Origin of the sequence: Comamonas granuli NBRC 101663, assembly GCF_000739995.1 — a bacterium.
Lineage (GTDB): Bacteria > Pseudomonadota > Gammaproteobacteria > Burkholderiales > Burkholderiaceae_C > Simplicispira > Simplicispira granuli.
This window is the reverse complement of record NZ_BBJX01000010.1, coordinates 142,806-166,990: the sequence shown is the minus strand read 5'-3', so window position 1 is coordinate 166,990 and position 24,185 is coordinate 142,806. Positions and strand designations below refer to the sequence as shown.

Below are 24,185 nucleotides of genomic sequence, written 5' to 3'. Positions count from 1 at the left end.
GGGGGAGCAAGAAGTCGAAGAATTTTCTTGCACGCCCTCGCAAATGCCTTCGCTGCGTCCGGCGCCCTAAGTCCCCGGCCGCCCCGCATCCAGCTCTGCCTCCAGGGCATCTATGAACAAGGCGGCCACGTCGCAGCCGGTCTGTTGCTGGATTTCCTGGAAGCAGGTCGGGCTCGTCACATTGATCTCCGTGACGTAATCGCCGATCACATCCACCCCCACCAGCAGCAGGCCCCGGGCATGCAGGATGGGGCCCAGTGCTTCGGCGATTTCGCGGTCGCGCGCCGACAGCGGCTGCGCAACGCCCTTGCCGCCCGCAGCCAGATTGCCCCGGACTTCGTCGCCTTGCGGGATACGCGCCAGGCAGAAGGGCACCGGCTTGCCGCCGATGATGAGCACGCGCTTGTCGCCCTGGGCGATCTCCGGCAGGAATTTCTGCACCATCAGGCTTTGTGCGCCGCCCCGATTGAGCGTTTCGGTGATGCTGCCGAGATTCAACCCATCGGCGCCCACGCGGAAGATGCCCATGCCGCCCATGCCATCGAGCGGCTTGAGAATGATATCCCGGTGCTCGGCATGGAAGCGCCGGATGTCGCGCGCATCGCGCGTGACCAGCGTCGGGCCGATGAACTGCGCAAATTCCATGATGGCGAGCTTCTCCGGGTGGTCGCGCAAGGCACGGGGACGGTTGAAGACGCGCGCCCCCTCGCGCTCGGCCTGCTCCAGCAGGTGGGTGGCATAGAAGTACTCGCTGTCAAACGGCGGGTCCTTGCGCATGAGCACGGCAGAAAAGCCGGCCAGCGCCTCGGCGCGCTCCTGCCGCACCCGGTACCACTCCTGCGCCTGCCCGGTCAGTTCGATATCGCGCACATGGGCGCGCACGGGCGCCCCGCGCTCCCACATCACATCCTGCGGCAGGCACGCACTGATGGTGTGGCCGCGGCGCTGGGCCTCGCGCATCATCGCGAACGTCGTGTCCTTGTAGGTCTTGAAGGATTCAAGAGGATCGGCAATGAACAGCAGTTGCATGGAGGACATCCTGAAAAAAGGTTTCGGGCGGGCGCCAGCCCACCTCAGCGGACGCGCGCCGCGGGGCGGCGCGCGAACTCCTGCACCAGCAGGGCCAGGCTGCCCGCGACCACACCCCAGAAGGCGGAGCCGACGCCGGCGATGACCACGCCGCTGAGCGTGACCAGAAAGGTGATCAGCGCGGCCTCCCGGTGGGGCTCTTCACGCAGCGCGGCATGCAAGCCGCTGCCGATGGTGCTGAGCAGGGCCAGGCCGGCAATGGCCACCACCAGTTCGCGGGGGAACGCGGTCAGCAGGCCCGTGACCACGGCACCGAAAATGCCAATGACCACATACAAGGCACCGCACGAGACGGCGGCCGTGTACCGGCGGTGCGGGTTCTCGTGCGCCTCCGGCCCCATGCAGATGGCTGCAGTGATGGCGCTGAAGTTGAGCGCAAACGCCCCGAAAGGCGCCAGCACCAGGGTCGCCAGGCCGGTCACGGTGATCAGGCGCGATACCGGCATCTGGTAGCCCGTGGCGCGCATCACGGCGACACCCGGCAGGTTTTGCGACGCCATGGTGACGACGAACAGCGGCAGCGCCAGACTCACGGCCGCGCTCCACGTGAACTGCGGTGCCGTGAACTGCGGCAGGGCGAACTCGAAGGCCACGGCCGACCAGGCCATCTGGCCGCGCGCGGCAGCGTAGGCCACTGCGGCAGCGAGCGTGAGCACCACGGCATAGCGCGGCGCCAGTCTGCGCGCCACCAGGTACGTGCCCAGCATGAGCAGCACCAGGGGCAGCGCCGTCTGCGCCGCCGCGAACGCCTCGATCCCGAAGCGCGCCAGCACCCCGGCCAGCAGGGCCGACGCAATCTCCATGGGAATGCGGTTCATCACCCGCTCGAACCAGCCCGTGGCCCCCGCCAGGGTGATGAGCGCAGCGCATACCAGGAAGGCGCCTACCGCTTCGGCCATGCTGAACCCGCCGGCCAGGCCGGCGGTGGCCAGCACGGCCGCGCCAGGGGTGGACCACGCCACCATCACCGGCTTGCGCAGCCACAGCGAGGGAATGGCCGAACACAGCCCCATGCCCAGGCCCAGGGCCCACATCCAGGAGGTGATCTGCTCCGGGGTCGCCTGGAAGGCCTGCGCTGCCTGGAACACGATGGCCACCGAACTGGTGAAGCCGACCAGCACAGCCACAAAGCCGGCCGTCAGTGCCGAGAGGCTCAAGTCTTGGAAAAATCGCATGGGCGGATTCTCGCACCGCCGGGTCGGCGGCACCCGGGACGGGCGCGCACGGCGCTGCCCAACCCCTCCGGGCAACCCGGCCTGGGGTGTACAAGGGGCGGCACAGGCAAAAAAAAACCAACCGGGAAGGGTTGGTTTTTTTCAAATCTGGTGGCGTAGTTTAACAAGAAACGAAACCCGCTTCTCCGCTGTGCCTCGCCACGGGTCGGAAACCCCGCCATATGCGCGCGATTCCGGGGAAGGATTCCGCGCCCCCGCACATGCCCACGACCGGAAGTTCAGAGAGGCCGATTGGCACTCGCAGCCGTCGCCAATGCCGGGCGCTTCCGGGCCTGCAACTTGGCTTTCGTCGCGATCGCCGCCGTAATGCCCGGCACGAACGACGAAAGGAGCGCCATGTTGACCGAACCCGCCTTCACCGAAACCGAACTTGCCTTGCGCTGGAACATCAGCATCAAGACCTTGCAACGCTGGCGCAGCGAAGAGCGCGGCCCACCGTACTTCAAGCTCTCCAAGGCCGTCCGCTACGCGGTGGCTGAAATCGTGGCCTATGAGCAGGCAAACCGCCAGGGGATGCCCAACGACGCTGCCTTGCCGCCATTGACGACGGCGACGCCCGTCGTCGAACCTCAGGTGCCAGCCGCGCCCGAGCCGAAGCGGTACTACCTCAACGAGGCCTTCGCGCTCATCGCGCAGTACGGCAGCCTTGCGGCGGCCGAGGCCGCCCTGACGGAGGCGCATGATGAAACCCAAGGCTGACTCCACTGCCCGCCGCGCCGACACCGGCCCGGATGAACCGCCAATCAAGTATCCGGTTCTCAACGAAACGCAGCTGTGCTCGAGGTGGAACCTCTCGCCCAAGACGCTCCAACGCTGGCGTTCGGAGGGCATCGGCCCGCCCGCATGGCACATCGGCAGGTCTGTCCGCTACCTCCTGATGGAGGTCGAGGCCTTCGAGCGCAAGGCGCAGGTGACGTGGAGATCCAGCGCCGGACGCGCCTTGTCCGAATCCTCGCCCACCGCGCGCGAAGACGCCATCGAGCAGATGATGCAGCAGCGACCCGGTCGGCGCGATCAGATTTTCTACTCCGCCAAGGAGGTGGCCGACATCACTGGATTGCCCGCTCACTGGCTTCACCAGAATCAGGAACGCCACCGGCTCGGCATTCCTTTCTACAGGATGGCGAACGGTGACGTCATCCGTTTCAGCATCGAAGAAATCTTCCGCTGGGAGGTGCATCACTTGCGCCCGTGCCGCAGCGGTGCGGGCATACCCATCGATGCACTTCAGTCCGCCAGCTCGTAGCCGGTGCTGCGCCCGCCGCCGGGCGATTTTTTCAACACGCCCAGGTCCAGCAACTGCGTGATGTCGCGCAGCGCGGTGTCGGACGAGCACTTGGCGATGGTCGCCCACTTGCTGCTGGTGAGCTTGCCCTCGAAGCCGTCGAGCAGGCGGTTGAGCAGTTTCACCTGCCGTTCGTTCAACGACGTGCCAGCCCAGCGTTGCCAGAAGCGCGCCTTGACCAGCACGGCGTCCAACGTGGACTGCGCGCTGGCGACCGCGCGCCCGAGTGTGTCGAGGAACCACGACAGCCAGCCGGTGGCGTCAAGCGTGCCCTTCTGCGTGCGCTCCAGCACGTCGTAGTAGTCCTTGCGCTCGCGCTGGATTTGCGCCGACAGGCTGTAGAAGCGTTGCGGGCTGCCGTCGGCGCGGGCCAGGAACAGATCGCCCACGGCGCGCGCGATGCGGCCGTTGCCATCGTCGAAGGGGTGCAGCGTCACGAACCACAGATGCGCCAGCCCGGCCTTGATGAGCGCGGGCTCGCCGGTGTCCGCGTTGGCCCACGCCAAGAAGCGCGCTGTTTCGGCGGGCAGCGCATCGGCGGGCGGTGCCTGGAAGTGAACCTTGCGTCGCCCCACCGGGCCGGAAACCACCTGCATCGGCCCGGCGGCATCGTCACGCCACTGGCCCACGGTGAGCCTATTCATGCCCGAGTACCCGGTCGGGAACAGGGCGGCGTGCCAGCCGAACAGGCGCTCGGCGGTCAGTGGGGAGGCAGCGCGCGAAGTGGCATCGAGCACCATCTCCACGACGCCTTCGACGTGCCGATCCACCGGGGCCACCGCGCCGATGTCCACGCCCAGACGGCGAGCAATCGACGAACGCACCGATTCGACGTTCAGCACTTCGCCTTCGATTTCGCTGGTCTTGACCACGTCCTCCGTCAGCGCGGCGAGGCTGGCCTGGTCGCGCAGCGCCAACCCCACGTCGGCCAGGCGACCCAGCAGCACGCCCTGGGCACGGCTGACCTCGGTCAGCGGCCCGGTCAGCGCGGCCAGGTCGTAGCGCCATTTCGGCCAGTCGTCGGCCTGCCAGATGTAAAGTTTTTCTCCGCTATCCATGCGGAGATTAAACACCTTATTCGTCGCAAGGGCAAGTCATTCTCCGCGTGATGTGCGGCGAATGTGGCGACCAATCGCCGCATCCGGCAGTTGCGATGTTCCTATTTTTCTCCAAACTGCTACATTTGAAGAATATATGGAACACGAAACGGCCATACCCGCTAACACCCACAGCCAGCGCGTGCTCGATTTGGCCAGCCAGAAGGGATTGCTGCGCGCCAGCGATCTGGACGCCATCGACGCGCCCCGGGTTGTCCTGACGCGCTTGATCGCCGCTGGCCTGCTGGACAGGGTCGGGCGCGGCCTCTATCGCCTGCCCGGTCATCCGATCTCGGAACACGAAGGCCTCATGGTGGTGGCGGCCAAGGCGCCGCAGGCCGTGTTCTGCCTGCTGACGGCGCTGCAATTCCACGGGCTGACCACCCAACTGCCACGCCATGTCTGGATCGCCATGCCGCGCGGCTGCCACGCGCCCCGCATCGATTGGCCGCCGATCAGGATGACGCAGATGACGGGCGATGCCCACGCAGCAGGCATCGAGGAACACCGGGGCGACGGCGTGACGCTGCGGGTCTACAGCGCGGCCAAGACGGTCGTGGACTGCTTCAAGCACCGCAACAAGATCGGCCTGGATGTGGCGATGGAGGCGCTGAAAGATGCCTGGATGGCGCGCAAGGCGTCGGCGGACGATCTGTGGCGGTACGCCAAGGTGTGCCGGGTCGCCAATGTGATGCGGCCCTATATGGAAGTGGTCGCCCATGAGTAATCGCGCGGCCTCGCTCCCATGAGCGCCTGATCGCCCGCGTGATCATCCGGCGACGGTGATCGGTCGCGGCTTCCGTGCGGATTTGCATGGAGACCCGACGATGACCCGACACTGCACCTGCTGCGGCAAACCCTTCGAACCACGCCCGCAAGTTCCCGACCAATCCTTTTGTTCCGCGCCCGACTGCCAGCGCGCTCGCAAGCGCCAATGGCAGCGGGCCAAGCTCCAGTCCGATCTCGACTACCGGATCAACCAGCGCGCCGCGCAGCAGGCGTGGTCGCAGCGCAATCAGGACTACTGGCGCAACTACCGTGACGCTCGGCCCGAATACGCACAACGCAACCACGAGCAGCAGCGGTCGCGGGATCAAGGCCGAAACGGGGATCTTGCAAAGATGGACGCGTGCGACCTGCCGAGCGGTCTGTACCGCATCACGCGGCATCCGGCATTGCCGAGGGAAAACGGCGACTCGTGGGTCGTCGAGATCACGCCGGTCTGCGTGACGTGTCCGTGCAAGATGGACGTGTCAAGAGAGGACGTGATCGACGCCTCGTCGATTCGTCCGTAACTTTGCTTCCAAAACGGGCTCTCTCGAACATCCTGCATGGCAACGATTCCAACCGTGTGCGTTGCCGCCGTGCGGCGGCGGCGCGTCCATTGAAGGGGCGGCAGACCCGAGATCGCCAATCACGGAGTGACCGGGTCTATGCAATCGAACGAATCGCCTATAAGCCCGCCGGGGCCGGTGTTCCGCGCCGCGCAGTACGTGCGCATGTCCACCGAGCACCAGCAATACTCGACGGAGAACCAGGCCGACAAAATCCGCGAGTACGCCGCCCGGCGCAACATCGACATCGTTCGCACCTACGCCGACGAGGGCAAGAGCGGTCTGCGCATCGACGGTCGGCAGGCGCTCCAGCAACTGATCGGCGACGTCCAGGCGGGCAAGGCCGACTTCCAGATCATCCTCGTCTACGACGTGAGCCGCTGGGGCCGGTTCCAGGACGCCGACGAAAGCGCCTACTACGAATACATCTGCCGCCGCGCCGGCATCCAGGTCGCCTACTGCGCCGAGCAGTTCGAGAACGACGGCTCGCCGGTGTCCACCATCGTCAAGGGCGTCAAGCGCGCGATGGCAGGCGAATACAGCCGCGAGCTGTCCGCCAAGGTGTTCGCCGGGCAGTGCCGCCTGATCGAACTCGGATTCCGCCAAGGCGGGCCAGCGGGCTACGGTCTACGACGCGTGCTGATCGACCAGTCCGGCTCGGTGAAGGGGCAGCTTTCCCGTGGTGAGCACAAGAGCCTGCAAACCGACCGCGTGATCCTGCAGCCTGGCCCGGACGAGGAAGTGGCCGTCGTGAACCAGATCTACCGCTGGTTCGTCGAGGACGGCCTGTTCGAATCCGAAATCGCCGACCGGCTCAACACCCGTGGCATCCAGACCGACCTCGGGCGCGACTGGACGCGGGCCTCGGTGCGCGAGGTGTTGTCCAACGAGAAATACATCGGCAACAACATCTACAACCGGCGCTCCTTCAAGCTCAAGAAGGTACGCGTGGTGAACCGCCCGGAGATGTGGATCAAGAAGGAAGGCGCGTTCGAGGGCATCGTGCCGCCCGACCTGTTCTACACGGCGCAAGGCATCCTGCGCGAACGCGCCCACCGCTTCAGCGACGAGGAACTGATCGAGAAGCTGCGGCGGCTCTTCCAGCAGCACGGCTACCTGTCCGGCCTGATCATCGACGAGGCCGAGGGGATGCCGTCGGCGGCGGCCTACGCGCATCGCTTCGGCAGCCTGATCCGCGCCTACCAGACGGTGGGCTTCACGCCGGATCGGGACTACCAGTATCTGGAGGTCAACCAGTTCCTGCGCCGCCTCCACCCAGAGATCGTCGGCCAAACCGAGCGGATGATCGCCGAGGTCGGCGGCGCGGTCATGCGCGATCCGGCGACCGACCTGCTCACGGTCAACCGCGAGTTCACCGTCTCGCTGGTGCTATCGCGCTGCCAGTTGCTGGACAACGACCGCCGCCGCTGGAAGGTGCGCTTCGATACCAGCCTGACGCCCGACATCACGGTCGCCGTGCGTCTGGATGACAGCAATCAGGCTGCGTTGGATTACTACCTGCTGCCGCGTCTGGACTTCGGCCAGCCGCGCATTCACCTGGCCGATCACAACGGCCTCGAATTCGAGAGCTACCGCTTCGACAGCCTGGACTACCTCTACGGCATGGCCGAGCGCAGCCGTCTGAGGAGAGTCGCATGAGCAAAATGCACCACGCCACCGAGCTGCAAATGATCCCGGTCGATCAGATCGCGGTGCTCAACCCACGCGACCGCAACGGCCGCGTGTTCGAGGAGATCGTCGGCAACATCAAGAACATCGGCCTGAAGAAGCCGGTCACGGTCACGCCGCGCGACGATCTCGAAGACGGCAAACGCTACCTGCTGATCTGCGGTGAGGGACGGCTCAAGGCGTTCAAGTCGCTCGGCGAGAAAGAGATTCCGGCACTTGTGGTGCGGGTCAATGACGAAGACGCCTTCATCATGAGCCTGACCGAGAACATCGCCCGCAGGAAATACAGTGCGCTGGAACTGCTGATGAGCATCGAACAGTTGAGCCAGCAGGGCTACGACAAGCGCGTCATCGCCCAGAAAACCGGCCTGAGCCTCGACTACATCAAAGGCATCCTGCTCCTCTTCGAGAAGAGCGAGGAACGCCTACTGGCCGCCGTCGAGGCCGGAAGGGTTCCACTCAATGTCGCCATCACCATCGCGGGCGCAAGCGACGAAGAAGAGGTGCAGGCCGCGCTGCAGGATGCCTACGAAACCGGCCAACTGCGCGGCGGACAACTGATGCAGGCGCGGCGCGTCCTTCAGCGGCGCAGCACCTTGGGCAAAACGCTGGCCCATCGGCCCACGCGCAAGGGCGCGTCCGTCACCACCTCCAGCCTCGTGCGCAACTACCAGCACGAGGTCGAGCGGCAAAAGCTGATGGTCAAGAAGGCCGAATTCACCCAGCAGCGCCTGCTGTTCGTGATCGAGGCGCTGCGCCAGTTGCTGGCCGACGAGCACTTCTCCAACCTACTTCGCGCCGAAGGACTGGACACCTTGCCCAAGCAACTGGCCGAGCGCGTCTGGGCCGGAGGCCACGCGGCATGAGCCGACCACCACTGGGGTTCATCCCAGAACCGATCACGCTTGCGCTGGATCGGATTCTGCCGTCGCGCAAGACGCCGGAGGGTTTGAATACCTCGCGAAAGTTCAAGCAGATCATGGCCTCGATGGAAGCAGTCGGACTGATCGAACCCTTGAGCGTGGGCAAAGCCGATAAGGCCACCGGCCAGCACATCCTGCTCGACGGGCACATGCGCCTGCTGGCGCTGCGGCAGCTCGGCTACGTCGACGCACCGTGCCTGATCGCTACCGACGACGAAAGCTACACCTACAACAACCGGATCAACCGCATCTCGTCCATTCAGGAGCACCACATGCTTCGGCGAGCGGTCGAGCGTGGCGTTTCGCCCGAGCGGCTGGCCAAGGCGCTGAACGTGGACATCAGCCAGATCCACAAGAAGGTGAGCCTGCTCGAAGGCATCTGCCCGGAGGCGGTCGAGATGCTGAAGGATCAGCACTTCTCTGCCAACCTCGGTTCGGTGCTGCGCAAACTCAAACCGACCCGGCAGGTCGAGTGCGTGGAATTGATGCTCACTGCCAACAACATGACGGTCGCCTACGCCGAAGCCCTTCTCGCAGCCACGCCGCCGCACCTGCTGGTCAGCGAGAAGCGGCCCCGGAAGATATCCGGCGTCACGGCGGAACAGATGGTGAAGATGGAGCGCGAGATGGGAAACATCCAAGGGCAACTGAAGCTGGTCGAAAAATCCTACGGTCAGGACGTGCTGCTGCTCGTGCTGGCGCGCGGTTATCTCGGCAAGCTGATCGACAACAAGGCGGTGTTCCGCTTCCTGTCGCAGCGCCAGCCCGACGTGCTGGCCGAGTTCGAAAACATCATCCAGACCGTGGCGCTGGACGGAAAGTGAATGCGACGGATCGGCGATGCCATTCACCGACCGCACGCCACATCACCGCCGGACGATGCCGATGACGGCGGAGAGGCGGCGATGGTCGCGCATCGCAACGCGCCCGTGGCCGATCCGGCGTGCATGCATGGCCTGACCGGCGACGTGGCCCATGCCGGCAGCGAAGGCACGGAAACCAACGCAGTCGCCATCGCCGCCAACTTCATGGCCTATCTGTCCTGCGCGGTCGGGCGCGGCGTGTACCTGCCTGTCGGCAACACCCGCCACCACGCGCGGCTGTTCTGCTTGCATGTCGGGCGCTCGGGCCGTGGCCGCAAGGGCGACGCGGTGTCGCTGGTGCTGCGCATCGATCAGGCGCTGCGCGCGATGGACGAGGCCTTCGCGCCGCAGATTCATCGCGGCGGCCTGTCCAGCCGCGAAGGACTGGTGGCGCTGATGCACGACGGCTACCGGCAAGGTCGGCAGGACGTGCCCGCCATCGAGGACAAGCGGCTGTGGGTGGTCGAGTCGGAGTTCGCCAACGTGCTGCATCAGGGGCGGCGCGACGGCAACACGTTGTCGGCGGCGCTGCGCGATTGTTGGGATGGTGTCGATCTCAAGCCCGCCACCAAGTCGAACCGCCTCTACGCCAGCCAGCCGCACCTCTGCCTGAGCGGTGCGATCTCGCCCAGCGAACTGACCGGCCTGATGAGCGCGCGCGAACTCACCAACGGCTTCGCCAATCGCTTCCTGATGATCTGGGCCGAGCGCACGCGGATGCTGCCGTTCCCGAAGGAAACGCCGCAGGCAGTGGTCGAGGATTTGGCGCGTCGAACATTGGAGGTGCTGGCCTTCGTCCGCGCCGACCGGCACGTTGAGCGCGACCATCTTCGGATGGAACTCTCGCCGCAGGCCCACTGGCGCTACGCCCAGTTCTACCGTGGTGAGCTGAGCGACGATCTCGGCGATGGCGTCGTCGGCGCGGTGCTGGAGCGCCGCGCCCCGATGCTGCTGCGGTTGGCGATGCTGATGGCGCTGACCGATCTGCAGACCCGGATCGACGCCCGGCACGTCGACGCGGCGATGGCGTGGATTCGCCACGCCACGGCCTCCGTCCGATTCGTGTTCGTCAGCGCCGCCGAGGAAGCGAAACTGACGCAGGTGCTGGAACTGTCGAACCGCGTGCTGGCTTTCCTCCGCGAGCGTGGCCAGGCCACGCGCAGCCAGATCAGCGCGGAGTGCTTCCGGGGCAAGGTGTCCAAGGCGCGGATCGACGCCAGCCTGGAGCACCTGTTGGGCAGCACGCCGCCCAAAATCAGCGTGCAGTGGGTCGAGCGGCCAGCCGACGCGCCGGGCACGCCAACGCGGGTGTACCGGCCCGCGTAGCGGTGAAGCTCATTTCGCTCGTTTCGCCGCATCGAATCGCCCGCAAGTGCTTGTCGGGCTTCTCATTTCGCTGATTTCGCTCTTTTCGCCCAGCGGTTCGACCCATTACTTGGCTCTTCGACGGAATAGCGCGTTCATACGCGCACCTGCCAACGACCAGCCACCATGATGCTTCCCGCCTCCGACGACTCCCGCCAAGTGCCCCGCGCGCCGCTCCGGCCCGGACTGGTCACCCTGGCGGATGGGCGCGCAGGCCGGAGCCACTCCGCATTGCGGGAAACGCTGCGATACTGTAAAGTGCAGTACATTTGCAGTGGTTTCTGGAGAGGCTATGGCCAACATCAAGACTGCCACGCTGACTTTTCGCATCGACCCCGGGTTGAAGGAGGCCCTTCGCATCGCAGCGGATCAGGAACACCGATCCATAGCGAACATGGTCGAGGTTCTGATTCGGGACTACTGCGAGCAGCGCGGCATTGCAATTCCGTCCTCCGAGGAAACCAAGAACAACCACGGAGTGCGCTCATGATCAAGACGGTCAAGCAAGCCTGCCGGTTCAATCCCATCATCCGCGACTACCGGATGAGCCAGGGGATCGAGAACCTCGCAGAGCTCATCAATGACGCGGGGGACGGCCGCGAGTTCTTCTCGCGCAACTATGTCACCCACGGCATGGATCAGCTTTTCCGTGAGGGTCTGCTGCGCCTGTCCGGCAAGTCCGACCAAGCCGTCTTCGAACTGACGCAGGCAATGGGCGGCGGTAAGACGCACATGATGATCGCGCTTGGCCTGCTCGCGCGGCATCCACATCTGCGCAAGGACGTCTTGCCCGCTGACTTGGCTTCGCGCATCGAATTCGGCAATGCGCGCATTGCCGCGTTCAACGGCCGCAACAGTCCTGACAACTACATCTGGGGCGAAATCGCCACCCAACTCGGCGCCGCCGAAGCCATCAAGCCGTACTGGGCCAACGGGCCGAAGGCGGTCGATCAGCGCGTTTGGAAGGAAATCATCGGCGACAAGCCGACGCTGATCCTTTTGGACGAGCTTCCGCCTTACCTCGACAACGCCAGCACGCAAGTGTTCGGTCAGGGCACGCTGGCCAACATGGTGGTCTACAGCCTCTCCAGCCTGATGAGCGCCGCGCTGGAGCTGCCGAATTGCGCCATCGTGGTCGCCAACCTCTCGGGCAGTTACAAGGCCCAGACCAAGGCGCTCGCCGATGCCATTTCCAACTTGCAGCAGGAAACCCGCCGTCAGGCGATGACCATCACGCCGGTGCAACTGGCGGGCAACGAAATCTACGAAATCCTCAAGAAGCGCCTTATCGACGAACTGCCGGACGAGCGCGTCGTCTCCGACATCGCGGAGGAATACGCGCAGCAAGTCAAGAAGGCCGAGGACGGCGGTTACATCGTGGCCAGCAGCATCGAGCAGATCGCCGAGCAGGTCAGGGAAACCTACCCCTTCCATCCGTCCTTCAAGCACCTCGTCGCGCTGTTCAAGGAGAACGAAGGTTTCCGCCAGACCCGTGGCCTGATGCAGTTCACCGCACGCCTGCTCAAGAGCGTGGACGAGCGCGAAGCCGACGATGTCTTTCTGGTCGGCACACAGCACCTCAACCTCAACGACGAACAGGTCAAAGACGAGATCGAGCGTATCGCGCCGAAGCTGATGCCTGCGGTGACGCGGGACATCGCCGACAAGAGCAACGCCATCGCCGAACACATCGATGTCGAGCTGGCTGGCGATTCCGCGCAGCAGGTCATGACCTTGCTGCTGGCTTCCAGCTTGTCGCGCGCCGTCGGCGGGCGCATCGGCCTGTCCGAAAGCGAGCTGATCGAGTTCCTTGCCGCACCGCAGCGGAAGCCAGACGAGTTCCTTCAGGCATTGCAGCGGCTGCGTGAATCGGCGTGGTATCTCCACCGCGAAGAGCAACGCTTCTTCATCAAGGAAACCGAGAACCTGTCGCGCCAGATCGAGCGCAACGCCAAGGAGGTTCCGCAGCCCAAGGTCGATCAGGCGCTCATCAACCGCCTCGCGGGCATCCTCGATCCAGTCCGCAAGATCGCCTATCAGGACGTGCAGGTGCTGCCCAAGCTGGACGAACTCAAGCTCGGCGGCCCGCGCACGCTGATCGTCATTAAGCCTGATGGCAAGGTGCCGCCCAGCGAATTGCAGAACTTCTTCGACTATCAGCAGGAGAAGAACAACCTTCTGGTGCTGACGGGCCAGGACAGCCTGCTGGCCGACGCGGTGGAGGAACGGTTGCGCGAGCTGTACGCCATCGAGCAGATTCACAAGCGGCTCAAGCCCGGCGATACCTTGTTCGAGGAGGCCCGCGACCGCCTCGAGGAGGCCGAGGATCGGTTCGGCAAGGCACTGTCGGCGGCCTACAACTGCCTTTACATCCCCACGAATGACGCCTCCGACGGGCGTGATGTGCTCGGCAAGGTAAGCATTGACCAGGGGTTAAAGCTCGGCCAAGGCGACCAGTCCGCTGAGACGCAGATCGAGAAACTGCTGTCCAGTCCGCGCGCCGACTACAAGCTCGTGGCCGAACTCAGCAAGGACAACCTCGACGAATACTTCGCGCAGGCCGAGGAATATCTGTGGCCGTCTGGCAAGGACAACCGCCGCACACCGTGGAAGGACGTAGCCACCCGGGCCAAGTGCTCGCCCATCTGGCCGTGGATGCCGGGCTCGAGCGGACTGGACGCCCTCAAGACCGAAGCCCTGAAGCAAGGCCGCTGGCGCTTGGGCGAGGACGGCTACATCGAGAAGGGGCCGTTCCCCAAAGACAAGGCCACCGTCAACGTCTCCGTCGTGAACGTCAAGCCGGACACGGGCGAAACGGTTCTCAGCCTCACGCCGCGCCACGCGGGCGAAAGCCCCGTCGTTTATTGGTCGACCAAGCCCGACGTGTCGGACAAGGATCACAAGATCGAGGATCTAGAGAACTTTGCCACAGGCGAGGGCACGGTCTACTTCATGGTGAAGGAGCCGACAGGTCGCTACGAGAGCGGCCCTGCCACGCGCTGGCTCGCCGACTTAAAGATTCGCCATCAGGTCGAGCCTGCCGCCGACAAGCGCCGTGTCGTCCTAGCCGCTACGCCGCGCGCCGACCTCTTCTACACCCTGGACGGTTCCAATCCCAAGGACGGAACCCGCTACGAGGGGCCGTTCGAGATCGGTGCCGCGAGCTACCGACTGCTGGTGTTCGCTCGTGCGGGCGAAGCCAACAAGACGGCGGACTTTCAGATTCCCGCTAGTGGGGACAAGACGGTTCAGATCGTCGACAGCAAGCCCGCGCGTCTGCAAAGCAAGCGCGTCGCTCTCGACACGACCGACCGCGTCTTCGGCGTCATCAACCGTTTCCGCGATCAACCGGGCACGCGCTTCAAGGGCGTGCGCGTCGAAATCGGCGAAGGCGAGAACACCGTGACCGTTCGCTTTCAGGAGCGCGAGGTCACGGCGGCCATCATCGAAGGGGTCGTCAACAGCCTGCGCGAGGTGCTCAAAGAGCCCGACGCACCGCTCAACATTGCCATTGCCGACGGCGTTCACTTCGATACCGGCTTCGCGCTGAAGGAGTTTGCCAAGCTCGCCGGGATTGAGTTGAAACCAGGCGAAGTGAGTCAGGAGGATTGACGATGGCCAAGGCCGCAGCAAACACCGAATCACCCAAGGCGCGCGCGCAAGTGCCGCACACGCTGGGCTTCGGTGTGCCTGCGACCTCCGACCCGCATCACTTCAAGGTCGTCATCCCCAAGAGCAGCACCGGCAAGGTCCAGATCAGCGAACACCTCGGCTTGCAGGCCGCCAGCGCCGACAGCGCGGTCATCGACCGCGTCCTGCTGGATCGCCCGCGCTGGACGGCGATCCGCGCCGAGGTGCAACGAGCCTTCAACGCGCGCTTGTCCGCGCACGGCTTGAGGCCCGGTGCGTGGAAGGTCGGCGACAACCCGGTGGACCGCCTGCTCGGCAAGGAACTGTGCGTGCTGGCGTGGGCCGTCGAGCAGATGGATACGGAGAAGATTCCGGTCGCCGTCCGCAACTGGCTGGCGCTGCGCCCGGAAGAACGTTGGTGGCTCTTCGGTATGACCGCGATGAGCACGGGCGGCCTTATGGACGCGGGCAAGGGCTGGCGCGCCGCCCTGAAACATGCCTTGGGCGACGTGGCGCAAAGCGACTTGCTCGCCCCGCGCGCACGCCGCAGCAGCCGTGGCAAGGACGACATCCGCCCCTCGCTTGACCTGTTCGGGGACGAGACGTCATGAACGCCGTGCTCGTGCCGCCGCAGCCAAAGATCTACCACATCGCCCATGTAGATCGTCTGCCCTCCATCGTGGCTGACGGTTTCCTGTGGTGCGATGCGGAGGTCATCAGGCGCGGGCCTGCGGGCACGACCATCGGCATGAGCAGCATCAAGCAGCGGCGGCTGACGCTGCCCTTGGGCAGCTACGCCGACCTGCACGTCGGCGACTGTGTGCCGTTCTATTTCTGCCCGCGCTCCGTGATGCTCTACCTGATTTACCAGGGTAACCATCAGGAGTTGGCCTATCGTGGCGGGCAAGGGCCGATCCTGCACTTCGAGGCCGACCTGCACGCCGTCGTTGCATGGGCCAACGCGCAGCCCGCGCGCTGGGCTTTCACGCTCTCGAATGCAGGCTCATATTTTTTCGAGGACCGCAGCGATCTTGCGCATCTGGGCGAGATCAATTGGACTGCCGTGCAGGCCCGTGACTGGCGGGCGCACAAGGAAGGCAAGCAAGCGGAGTTTCTGCTGGAGCACCGCTTCCCTTGGCACCTGATCGAACGTATCGGTGTTCACTCGGCCGCCGTCTACGGCCAAGTGGTCAACGCCCTTCCCGCGCACGGGCATCGGCCCACGGTCGAAGTCCGCGCGGACTGGTATTACTGAAATGAGAGGAGCACAGCCATGATCGAGTACACCTCGGGCGACATCCTCAAATGTGAGGCCGACGCGCTGGTCAACACCGTCAACTGCGTTGGTGTGATGGGGCGCGGCATCGCCTTGCAGTTCAAGAACGTCTACCCCGAAAACTTCAAGGCTTACGAGGCTGCCTGCAAGCGCGAAGCCGTACAGCCGGGCCGCATGTTCGTCTACGAGACGGGCCAGCTCACGCCGCCGCGCTTCATCATCAACTTTCCCACTAAGCGCCACTGGCGCGGCAAGAGCCGCATCGAGGACATCGAGTCGGGCCTTGCCGATCTCGTCAAGGTCATCCGCGACAAAGGCATTCGCTCCATTGCCATCCCCCCGCTGGGCAGTGGCCTGGGTGGGCTGGACTGGAACGAGGTGCGCCCCCGCATCGAGCGGGCCCTGACGGACCTTGCCGATGTGCAGGTGCTCGTGTTCGAACCTAACGGCGCCCCTGCCAGCGACAAAATGTCCCACGTTCGGGAAGTGCCCAAGATGACGGCGGGCCGTGCTGCTTTGGTTGAACTCATTCAACGTTACCTCGGTGGCTTGCTCGACCCCTTCGTCACTCTGCTGGAAGTCCACAAGCTCATGTACTTCATGCAGGAAGCCGGTGAGCCACTGCGGCTCAATTACGTCAAGCATCACTACGGTCCCTACGCGGGAAACCTTCGCCATGTGCTGCGCGCGGTCGAGGGCCATCTGATCGCGGGTTACGCCGACGGCGGCGACGCGCCCGACAAACCCTTGAGCCTCGTGCCGGGCGCAGCGGAGGAAGCCAAGGACTACCTCGACCAGCACGAAATCAGCCGCGCCCGCTTCGAGCGCGTCACGCGCCTGGTCGAAGGTTTCGAATCGCCCTACGGCCTGGAGTTGCTGGCCACAGTGCATTGGGTGATGAGCCGCGAAGGCGCGACCCAACCCGACAGCGTGGCGCGTCAGGTCTATGACTGGAACGCCCGCAAGCAGCAGTTCACGCCCCGCCAGCTCGCCATCGCGGAGGAGCGGCTGAGGTCGCAGGGCTGGCTGTCGCCCGAACCCGTGGCGACCCATTGAAGAAGAACACGCGATGCATGCAAAGACAAAAACGACAACGCTCACGCCACTGGCACTGAAAGATGCACCCGCGCTGATCGAGACGGTATTCCCGGCGCAGAAGGTTTCTTTCGAGGCGCAAGAAGAACGGACGGCCGTGCAAAGCCAGACCCTTACTGGTCTCGGTTCGTACTGGAAAGGCCGTAAGCCGCTGATTCTGGTACGGGCCATCGTGCTGGGATGCCTGCTGCCGCCCACCGACGATGCAGAGGCCGATCTCTCCATCTTCGAGAAGTTGATGGCCTTCGACGATGAAGGCTTGGCTCGCCGCGCACTGGCCGCCAATGCCTACTCAGCCACGACGCTTCAGGAAGTCATCCCGATCTCCGATCCTGAACGCTACTTCAGCGGGCGCGGCTGGCGGCGTGACGTCACCGACGACGAAAAGCTCGTCCTGTACCGGCGCGCGCTGGCCACGCTGTCGAGCTACGAAGAAAAGGCCAGCTTGGGCAAGCGTCCGGAAGAATTGGATCAGGATTGGCTCTTTGCCCCGGTATGGCCGGAAGTCAATCGCCACTACGCGCACTTGGGCGTGAACGTGCAGTCTTTGCCGGAGTTGGTCGAGCAATTCGGCATCCTGCGCTATGGCCATCGTCCGCGCGTGGGCGACACGTTTTGCGGCGGCGGCTCCATTCCGTTCGAGGCCGCGCGCCTCGGTTGCGACGCCTACGCCTCCGACCTCAATCCCGTTGCCTGCATGCTGACTTGGGGTGGCGCAAAGATCATTGGTGCACCAAGCGATCGGCGTGCTGAGATTTCGGAAGCGCAGTCGGCATTGGCGAAAGCCGTCGATGAACGTATCACGAAGCTGGGCATCGAGCATGATGCCAAGGGCAATCGAGCCAAGGCCTATCTCTGGTGCCTCGAAGCGCGTTGCCCCGAAACCGGATGGATGGTGCCGTTGTCATCGAGCTGGGTTGTTTCAAAGACGCGCAACGCCATCGCCCGCCTGAAACCAGACCCCAAGAACAAGCGGTTCGCCATCGAAGTCGTCTCGGGCGCATCGAAGGCCGAAATGAGCGCCGCCGAACAGGGCACAGTGCAGGACGGCGACATGGTCTATGCGCTGGACGGTAAGACCTATCGCACGCCCATCAAAACGCTGCGTGGCGACTTCCGGCAAGCGGATGGCGTGACGGGCAACCGGCTGCGCCGTTGGGAGAGGAACGAATTCAAGCCGCGTTCGGACGATGTTTTTCAGGAGCGGCTGTACGCGATTCAGTGGATCACCAAGGCCACGCTGAATGCTGGTCGTCAGGAAACCTACTTTGCCGCGCCGAACGACGATGATCTAAAGCGCGAGCAGCGCGTGGAGGAGATCGTCGCCGAGAACCTGACCCGCTGGCAGGAGGAAGGCTTGGTGCCAGACATGGCTATTGAGCCGGGCGACAAAACCGACGAGCCGATCCGAACGCGCGGCTGGACACACTGGCATCACTTGTTCAGCCCCCGACAGCTTCTGGTTGCTGCTGTGGTGCATGAGCAAATCAAGGCCATGCCCGCTGAGGTGCAACCGGTACTGTGCCTGTCGTTGGCGAAGATGCTGGATTGGTCGAGCAAGCTCTGCCGCTATGGCACTGGTGCGGCGCGTGAATCAATCACGCAGACCTTCTACAACCAAGCCTACAACACCAACTACTTCTACGGGGTCCGGTCGTTCGTCACCGGACAGAATTACCTGTTCCTGACCGATGCGTCGAGCGGCATTGCTGGCGGCCTGACCGTCAGGAATAAGGAAGCGTCCGATCTCCAGCACGATGCCGATTTCTGGATCACCGATCCGCCCTACGCAGATGCGGTGAACTACCATGAGATCGCTGAGTTCTTCATTGCGTGGCTGCGCAAGAACCCGCCCGATCCTTTCGACGAATGGGTGTGGGATTCCCGGCGCGCGCTGGCGGTCAGAGGCTCCGGTGAGGACTTCCGGCGCGGCATGGTGTCCGCCTACAAGGCGATGGCCGAGCATATGCCGGACAACGGCATGCAATGCGTGATGTTCACGCATCAGGACACCGGCGTCTGGGGCGACCTGATCGGCATTTTCTGGGCTGCTGGCCTGCAAGTGGTGGCCGCGTGGTACATCGCGACCGAAACCACCTCGGAACTCAAGAAAGGCGGCTACGTCCAGGGCACGGTCATCCTGATGCTGAAGAAGCGCGCCGCTGGCGAGCGCACCGGCTTCAAGCAGCGCCTGCTGCCCGCCGTGCGGCAGGAGGTGGCCCGTCAGATCGAAAGCATGATGCACCTGAACGACACAGTGAAGGCGCATCACGGCGAGCCGGTGTTCAACGACTCTGACTTGCAGATGGCAGGATACGCGGCGGCGCTGAAGGTGCTGACCGCCTACACCCACATCGGCGGCGAGGATGTCACCAGCTTCGCGCTGCGCCCGCGCGCGCGGGGGGAAGTCACCGTGGTGGATGAGATCGTGCAGCAGGCGGCGGAAACCGCGTCCAGTCTGCTGGTGCCCGAAGGATTGACGGCGGATGCGTGGGCCAAGCTCACGGGCATCGAGCGCTTCGTGCTGCGGATGCTGGACATGGAGACCACCGGCTCGGCCAAGCTGGACAACTACCAGAACTTCGCCAAAGCCTTCCACGTCGAGGACTACGCCCGCGTGATGGGCGACATGCGGCCCAACCACGCGCGCCTGAAGCGCATGAGCGAGTACGCCTCGCGCGAGCTGACCGACGCCACCGAGATCGGTGCCACCCGGCTGGGGCGGCTGATCATCGCCTTGCAGCAACTGCTGAAGGACGCCGAGCCGCAGGTCATCGTCGATCAGATTCGCAGCGAGATGGCGGACTTCCTCGAAATCCGGCCCTTGCTGGTGGATGTGCTGACCTTCATCGAGCGCAAATCGTCGGAGCCGGAGGTTCGCAACGCCGCCGAGGTGCTGGGCGCGCGCTTGAAGAACCTGCGCTTCGGCGACTGAGGGCCTGAAGCATGAGCATCCGGCGCTTTTCTTCGCGTACTCACCGGCTGGATGCGAGCTTCCTGATGCAGCATCTGATTGGCGCGAAGAGCTACAAGCGCATTGCGGGCTACTTCACCAGTTCGCTGTTCGAGGTAGCAGGCGAAGCCTTGGAGCACATTCCGGAGGTCAAGATCGTCTGCAATGTGGACATCCACCCGGACGACTTGAAGGTGGCGCAACTGCGCGAGAGCAAGATGCTGGGCCGCTGGAACGAGCGCGGCCTGGAAGCTGAGGCGCTGCTGAACCGCGAACGCTACCGGTGTCTGGATTCCTTCCTCCAGAAGCACGGGCCAGCGGTGCGCGTCGCGCCCGACGACATCTGCGGCTTCGTGCATGGCAAGGCAGGCGTGATCACGCTGGCCGATGGCCGCAGGCTGGGTTTTATCGGCTCGATGAACGAGACACGCAGCGGCTGGCAGCGCCACTACGAAATCCTGTGGGAAGACGAGTCGCAGGAAGGCGTAGCGTGGATCGAGGAGGAATTCGACTTCCTCTGGAACGCCGCCAAGCCGCTGCCGCAGGCCGTGATCCGCGAGGTGCATCGTCGCGGCTATCGGCGTGAGATCGAGTTCACCGAGATCGAGGACGATGAGAACCTTGCGCCTGCGGCGCTGATCGAGTCGCCGCTGTACCGCGAGGGACAGCAGCTTCAGCCGTGGCAGCAGGGCTTCCTGACCGAGTGTCTTCGCCACCAGCGTCTGTACGGCACGGTGCGCCTGCTGCTGGCCGACGAGGTGGGCTTGGGCAAGACGCTCTCGCTGGCCACCGCCGCGCTGACGCTGTGCCTGCTGTCTGACAAGGAAAATGGCCCGCGCCGTCCGGTGGTGATCTTCGCCCCTGCCACGCTGACCGAGCAATGGCAGACCGAGATGCTGGACAAGCTCGGTATCCCGACCGCACGTTGGGATACCGTGGGCAAGGTCTGGCTGGACGCGGAGGAGCGAGTTATTTCCCCTGCGGGGCGCGAGCAGATCGCCCATTGCCCGCTGCGGATCGGCATCGTCTCCACCGGGCTGATGATGCGTGATTCGCTGGAAAAGCAGCATTTGCTGGGTATGCATTTTGGCGTCGTCATTCTGGATGAGGCGCACAAGGCGAGAACGCGCCAGGGCTTCGGCAAGGAGGCCGGCACGCCGAACGAGCTGCTAGCTTTCATGCGCGAGATCGCTGCGCGCGCAGACCATGTGCTGTTGGGAACGGCCACGCCGATTCAGACCAACCCCGCCGATCTGTGGGATTTGCTGGGCATCTTGCATCAAGGCCCGGGACGCTTCGTGCTGGGTCATGACCTCGCCCCCTGGCATCGTCCCGACGACGTGCTTGACGTTCTCGCGGGCCGCGTGGAGGTGGAGACTCTCGCCCATGCTTGGGAGCTGCTGCGCTCGCCGCTGCCGCGCACGGAGTCGACCACTGAACCTCGCGCCCGGCGCTTGTTCTCCGCTATCCGGCAAGACTTGGGCTTGCAGAACGGCGAGTGGCAGACCAATCGTTCGCTCGCCGACTTGACGGAGGAGACGCGGGAGATTCTGGAAGAGGAATTGGAGCGCCGCATCGCCGGAGCCACCCTTTTCCAGCGCGAGAACCCTTTGGTGCGCCATGTCGTGCTGCGCAAGCGCCAGCAGCTCGAGGAAACGAAAGACAAGGACGGCAAACCCTTGTTGACCCCCGTGGGTGTGGATGTTCATCCCGAACGCGAGCAGGTCACGGAGCAGCGTGCCTTCGACATGTTGTTCGAAGGCAAGGCGCTGCGCACCTCGGAGGACTTCCGCCAGGCGTATGGCGAGGCCCGCGCTTTTGGCAAGGCGCTGGCGAAGCGCGGCAAGGGCAGCGGCTTCATGAAGAACCTGATGGAGCAGCGCATCTGCTCCAGCATTCATGCGGGCTTGGCAACCGCGCGGCGCTTGCTGCAAGGCGACGCAGTGCATGAGGAAGACGAAGAGCAAGAAGCTGACCTCAAGGTCGAGACGGGCGAGGAGCGCGAGGTGCTGCAACGCCTGATCGCCCGGCTGGAACGGCTGGACGCCGACCCGAAGATGGAGGCCGTCGTCCACTTCCTCGACAAAGAGAAGTGGCTGGGATTGGGCGTCATCATCTTCAGCCAGTACTACGACACGGCGAAGTGGCTGGCCGATTCGCTGGCGGCCCGCTATCCCGAAGAGGCGGTCGGCCTATACGCAGGCGCGGGTCGCAGCCGCCTGTATCAGCGCGGCGATAGCGTGACCGTCGAACGCGAGACGCTCAAGCGCATGGTGGCCGAGCACCAGATTCGCGTGATGGTGGCCACCGACGCCGCGTGCGAGGGCCTGAACCTGCAAACCCTCGGCACACTGATCAACGTCGATCTGCCGTGGAATCCCACGCGGCTCGAACAGCGCATCGGCCGCATCAAGCGCTTCGGGCAACGGCGCGAAACCGTTGACATGCTGAACCTCGTGTTCGAACAGACCGTGGACGAGAAGATCTACGAGCGCCTGTCCGAGCGCATGAAGAACCGCTACGACCTCTTCGGCTCGCTGCCGGACACCATCAAGGACGAGTGGATCGATGACATCGAAACGCTCGGTGAGAGGCTGGACGAATACATCAACGCGCAGAAGACCGCGACGGGCTTCGACCTGCGCTACACCGGCACGATGATGCCGCCGGAGAAGGACTGGCGCGAATTTACAGAAGTGCTCTCGCGACGGGATCTCGCCACGCTGATGAGCGCGGCTTGGGGTTGACGGCCAGCCAAATGGGGGAGGAACCCGATGGGAAAGTTGATCGATGGGGACGATGGACTGCCTGCCGAAGAAGTGGGCGTCTGGGCCAAGGAGAAGCACGACTACCTGTGCCGCTACATCGACATTTCGCGCAGCACCCGCGCGAAGTATCTTGGCCCCGGCAAGGCAGGCGCGACCTATATCGACCTGTTCTGTGGCCCGGGCCGATGCAAGGTGCGGGACTCCGGTGAATGGATTGACGGCGGTGTCGTCGCTGCGTGGAAGAAGAGCCAGGAAGGCAACGCGCCGTTCTCGCAGGTCTTCATCGGCGACCTCGATACCCAGCGGCGTCAAGCCGCCGCAACCCGCCTGCGGAATCTGGGCGCACCGGTGGTCGAGATCGACGGTGGCGCAGTCGATGCAGTGAAACAGGTCATCGCCCAGCTAAACGCCTACGGCCTGCATTTCGCGTTTCTCGATCCCTTCGATCTGGCGGCGCTGAACTTTGACATCATCGTCGCCCTGTCAGCGCTCAAGCGCATCGACATGCTGGTTCACATCAGCCAGATGGACTTGCAGCGCAACGTCGTGACCTACGCGACCACCGACAACTCGCCGTTCGACACCTTCGCGCCCGGATGGCGTGAGAAGGTGTCCATCATTCAGGGCCAGCAGGAACTCCGGCAGCAGATATTCCAGTTCTGGCGCGACAAGGTCGCAGGCCTTGGCGTGTGGCCTTCCACCGACATGCGCTTGCTCACGGGCAGTAATAACCAGCCGCTGTACTGGTTGCTGATGGCGGCCAAGCATTCGCTGCCGCACAAGTTCTGGGCCACGGCCTCCAACGTCGAGGGCCAAGGCGCGTTCAATTTCTAGGGTTGTGCCACCGCTTCCGGGTAGTCGTCCCATGTGCGGCCACGGAAGATGCGCCCGTTCGCCTTCTTGTGGCGCTTGACGCCGTCCGAACCCCAGCCACCCCACTGCTTGAAGAAGAATGCCGCGCCAGCGGCCTCGGCCTGCGCCTGCACGTTTGCCACCCACTCCTCGCGCATCGGTCGGGCCTTGTGACCTGACTCGCCGCCGACTATTACCCAGTGGATGTCGCGCAGGTTGATGCGGCCCAAGTCCTCCAGCAACGGCTCGACCGAGAGGAAGCGGATGTGCGCATCCACCTTGCGCAGATGGTCGATGCGCGGCACGCCGTACTTCTTGTCCTCCACCGAGACGCCCAGCCACACGTTCTGTGGGCAGGCCCGCCGCGCGAAATACTCCGGCAGGCGCTCTGCGCGCTTGGTGAGGATTTGGTAGGTGTGCTGCGGCGTGGCCTCGATGATCGAGAACACGCGGTCGAGGAACTTGTCCGGCACGGCCTCGTGGAACAGGTCGCTCATGCTGTTCACGAAGTACGTAGTCGGCTTCTTGCGCAACAACGGCTGCTCCAGCCGGTTCTCATGCACGGTGAGCTTGAACTCGTTTTCGTAGCCGGGCGCGCCCATCGCGTGCAACCGTCGCGCCATCACTTCGGCGTAACAGTGCTTGCACCCCGGAGAGACTTTGGTGCAGCCGGTGGTCGGATTCCAGGTCTGCTCCGTCCACTCGATGGTCGATTGCGTCGCCATACGGCC

Annotated in this window: 20 protein-coding genes; 16 read left to right on the top strand and 4 right to left on the bottom strand. The window is 64.2% G+C overall.

The features are described from left to right. Positions 1–66 precede the first annotated feature (66 nt). Positions 67–1,029: a glutathione synthase gene (gene gshB, locus CGR01S_RS12185; RefSeq protein WP_042427398.1), complete on the bottom strand. Its 963-nt coding sequence runs from the start codon at positions 1,027–1,029 to the stop codon at positions 67–69. A 44-nt stretch (positions 1,030–1,073) separates the two neighbouring features. Further along, on the bottom strand, positions 1,074–2,264 hold the full coding sequence (locus tag CGR01S_RS12180) for a benzoate/H(+) symporter BenE family transporter (protein WP_042427348.1): 1,191 nt from the start codon (positions 2,262–2,264) through the stop codon (positions 1,074–1,076). Between the two features lie 291 nt (positions 2,265–2,555). Between CGR01S_RS12180 and CGR01S_RS16905 the strand changes: the two genes are divergently transcribed. After that, positions 2,556–3,023, top strand: coding sequence for a helix-turn-helix domain-containing protein (locus tag CGR01S_RS16905; protein ID WP_174435703.1), 468 nt, complete (start codon positions 2,556–2,558; stop codon positions 3,021–3,023). Continuing rightward, positions 3,004–3,570, top strand: coding sequence for a helix-turn-helix transcriptional regulator (locus tag CGR01S_RS17140; RefSeq protein WP_245616801.1), 567 nt, complete (start codon positions 3,004–3,006; stop codon positions 3,568–3,570). The genes CGR01S_RS16905 and CGR01S_RS17140 overlap by 20 nt, the downstream gene beginning before the upstream one ends. Here the strand turns inward: CGR01S_RS17140 and CGR01S_RS12165 are convergent. Then, positions 3,552–4,667, bottom strand: coding sequence for a Fic family protein (locus CGR01S_RS12165; RefSeq protein WP_042427344.1), 1,116 nt, complete (start codon positions 4,665–4,667; stop codon positions 3,552–3,554). The two genes, CGR01S_RS17140 and CGR01S_RS12165, sit on opposite strands and share 19 nt — an antisense overlap. 136 nt (positions 4,668–4,803) lie before the next feature. Between CGR01S_RS12165 and CGR01S_RS12160 the strand changes: the two genes are divergently transcribed. The 14 genes from CGR01S_RS12160 (at position 4,804) to CGR01S_RS12095 (ending at position 23,436) form a co-directional block, all read left to right on the top strand. Further along, positions 4,804–5,433, top strand: coding sequence for a type IV toxin-antitoxin system AbiEi family antitoxin domain-containing protein (locus CGR01S_RS12160; protein WP_042427341.1), 630 nt, complete (start codon positions 4,804–4,806; stop codon positions 5,431–5,433). Positions 5,434–5,533: 100 nt separating this feature from the next. After that, positions 5,534–6,001 (top strand): hypothetical protein, encoded by a 468-nt coding sequence (locus CGR01S_RS12155; protein WP_042427338.1) that lies wholly within the window; start codon positions 5,534–5,536, stop codon positions 5,999–6,001. Between the two features lie 138 nt (positions 6,002–6,139). Continuing rightward, positions 6,140–7,699 (top strand): recombinase family protein, encoded by a 1,560-nt coding sequence (locus CGR01S_RS12150; RefSeq protein ID WP_042427335.1) that lies wholly within the window; start codon positions 6,140–6,142, stop codon positions 7,697–7,699. Then, on the top strand, positions 7,696–8,595 hold the full coding sequence (locus CGR01S_RS12145; RefSeq protein WP_042427333.1) for a plasmid partitioning protein RepB C-terminal domain-containing protein: 900 nt from the start codon (positions 7,696–7,698) through the stop codon (positions 8,593–8,595). The genes CGR01S_RS12150 and CGR01S_RS12145 overlap by 4 nt, the downstream gene beginning before the upstream one ends. Continuing rightward, the gene (locus tag CGR01S_RS12140; protein WP_042427330.1) at positions 8,592–9,476 is read left to right on the top strand and encodes a plasmid partitioning protein RepB C-terminal domain-containing protein; all 885 of its coding nucleotides are present in this window, start codon (positions 8,592–8,594) and stop codon (positions 9,474–9,476) included. The genes CGR01S_RS12145 and CGR01S_RS12140 overlap by 4 nt, the downstream gene beginning before the upstream one ends. Beyond that, a complete protein-coding gene (locus CGR01S_RS12135; RefSeq protein WP_042427327.1) occupies positions 9,477–10,841 on the top strand; it encodes a YfjI family protein in 1,365 nt (454 codons plus the stop codon). It begins immediately after the preceding gene. 331 nt (positions 10,842–11,172) lie between these two features. Continuing rightward, entirely contained in the window at positions 11,173–11,370 is a 198-nt protein-coding gene (locus tag CGR01S_RS12130) for a type II toxin-antitoxin system antitoxin (RefSeq protein ID WP_042427324.1), read from the top strand. Further along, on the top strand, positions 11,367–14,492 hold the full coding sequence (locus CGR01S_RS12125; RefSeq protein ID WP_042427321.1) for an anti-phage-associated DUF499 domain-containing protein: 3,126 nt from the start codon (positions 11,367–11,369) through the stop codon (positions 14,490–14,492). Before CGR01S_RS12130 ends, CGR01S_RS12125 begins: the two co-directional genes overlap by 4 nt. Before the next feature lie 2 nt (positions 14,493–14,494). Continuing rightward, positions 14,495–15,121, top strand: coding sequence for an anti-phage-associated DUF3780 domain-containing protein (locus CGR01S_RS12120; protein WP_042427318.1), 627 nt, complete (start codon positions 14,495–14,497; stop codon positions 15,119–15,121). After that, positions 15,118–15,765, top strand: a complete 648-nt coding sequence (gene darT / locus CGR01S_RS12115; RefSeq protein WP_042427316.1) for a type II toxin-antitoxin system toxin DNA ADP-ribosyl transferase DarT — start codon at positions 15,118–15,120, stop codon at positions 15,763–15,765. Before CGR01S_RS12120 ends, darT begins: the two co-directional genes overlap by 4 nt. 18 nt (positions 15,766–15,783) lie before the next feature. Beyond that, positions 15,784–16,842: a type II toxin-antitoxin system antitoxin DNA ADP-ribosyl glycohydrolase DarG gene (darG, locus tag CGR01S_RS12110; RefSeq protein WP_042427314.1), complete on the top strand. Its 1,059-nt coding sequence runs from the start codon at positions 15,784–15,786 to the stop codon at positions 16,840–16,842. 13 nt (positions 16,843–16,855) lie between these two features. Next, positions 16,856–19,816, top strand: a complete 2,961-nt coding sequence (locus CGR01S_RS12105; RefSeq protein WP_042427312.1) for an anti-phage-associated DUF1156 domain-containing protein — start codon at positions 16,856–16,858, stop codon at positions 19,814–19,816. 11 nt (positions 19,817–19,827) lie between these two features. Then, entirely contained in the window at positions 19,828–22,581 is a 2,754-nt protein-coding gene (locus CGR01S_RS12100) for a phospholipase D-like domain-containing anti-phage protein (protein WP_042427310.1), read from the top strand. A gap of 27 nt (positions 22,582–22,608) precedes the next feature. After that, entirely contained in the window at positions 22,609–23,436 is an 828-nt protein-coding gene (locus CGR01S_RS12095) for a three-Cys-motif partner protein TcmP (RefSeq protein WP_042427309.1), read from the top strand. Here CGR01S_RS12095 and CGR01S_RS12090 read toward each other — a convergent pair. Continuing rightward, on the bottom strand, positions 23,433–24,179 hold the full coding sequence (locus CGR01S_RS12090) for a DUF5131 family protein (RefSeq protein ID WP_042427308.1): 747 nt from the start codon (positions 24,177–24,179) through the stop codon (positions 23,433–23,435). The two genes, CGR01S_RS12095 and CGR01S_RS12090, sit on opposite strands and share 4 nt — an antisense overlap. Between the last annotated feature and the right edge of the window lie 6 nt (positions 24,180–24,185).

Bases quoted from the DNA above. Each gene is read 5' to 3' on its own strand.
- gshB (WP_042427398.1), bottom strand. From the start codon at position 1,029: ATGCAACTGCTGTTCATTGCCGATCCTCTTGAATCCTTCAAGACCTAC.
- CGR01S_RS12125 (WP_042427321.1), top strand. From the start codon at position 11,367: ATGATCAAGACGGTCAAGCAAGCCTGCCGGTTCAATCCCATCATCCGC.
- CGR01S_RS12120 (WP_042427318.1), top strand. From the start codon at position 14,495: ATGGCCAAGGCCGCAGCAAACACCGAATCACCCAAGGCGCGCGCGCAA.
- CGR01S_RS12135 (WP_042427327.1), top strand. From the start codon at position 9,477: ATGCGACGGATCGGCGATGCCATTCACCGACCGCACGCCACATCACCG.
- CGR01S_RS12165 (WP_042427344.1), bottom strand. From the start codon at position 4,667: ATGGATAGCGGAGAAAAACTTTACATCTGGCAGGCCGACGACTGGCCG.
- CGR01S_RS12155 (WP_042427338.1), top strand. From the start codon at position 5,534: ATGACCCGACACTGCACCTGCTGCGGCAAACCCTTCGAACCACGCCCG.
- CGR01S_RS12130 (WP_042427324.1), top strand. From the start codon at position 11,173: ATGGCCAACATCAAGACTGCCACGCTGACTTTTCGCATCGACCCCGGG.
- CGR01S_RS12100 (WP_042427310.1), top strand. From the start codon at position 19,828: ATGAGCATCCGGCGCTTTTCTTCGCGTACTCACCGGCTGGATGCGAGC.
- CGR01S_RS12105 (WP_042427312.1), top strand. From the start codon at position 16,856: ATGCATGCAAAGACAAAAACGACAACGCTCACGCCACTGGCACTGAAA.
- CGR01S_RS12140 (WP_042427330.1), top strand. From the start codon at position 8,592: ATGAGCCGACCACCACTGGGGTTCATCCCAGAACCGATCACGCTTGCG.
- CGR01S_RS12160 (WP_042427341.1), top strand. From the start codon at position 4,804: ATGGAACACGAAACGGCCATACCCGCTAACACCCACAGCCAGCGCGTG.
- CGR01S_RS12150 (WP_042427335.1), top strand. From the start codon at position 6,140: ATGCAATCGAACGAATCGCCTATAAGCCCGCCGGGGCCGGTGTTCCGC.
- CGR01S_RS12145 (WP_042427333.1), top strand. From the start codon at position 7,696: ATGAGCAAAATGCACCACGCCACCGAGCTGCAAATGATCCCGGTCGAT.
- CGR01S_RS12090 (WP_042427308.1), bottom strand. From the start codon at position 24,179: ATGGCGACGCAATCGACCATCGAGTGGACGGAGCAGACCTGGAATCCG.
- CGR01S_RS12095 (WP_042427309.1), top strand. From the start codon at position 22,609: ATGGGAAAGTTGATCGATGGGGACGATGGACTGCCTGCCGAAGAAGTG.
- CGR01S_RS12180 (WP_042427348.1), bottom strand. From the start codon at position 2,264: ATGCGATTTTTCCAAGACTTGAGCCTCTCGGCACTGACGGCCGGCTTT.
- darG (WP_042427314.1), top strand. From the start codon at position 15,784: ATGATCGAGTACACCTCGGGCGACATCCTCAAATGTGAGGCCGACGCG.
- CGR01S_RS17140 (WP_245616801.1), top strand. From the start codon at position 3,004: ATGATGAAACCCAAGGCTGACTCCACTGCCCGCCGCGCCGACACCGGC.
- darT (WP_042427316.1), top strand. From the start codon at position 15,118: ATGAACGCCGTGCTCGTGCCGCCGCAGCCAAAGATCTACCACATCGCC.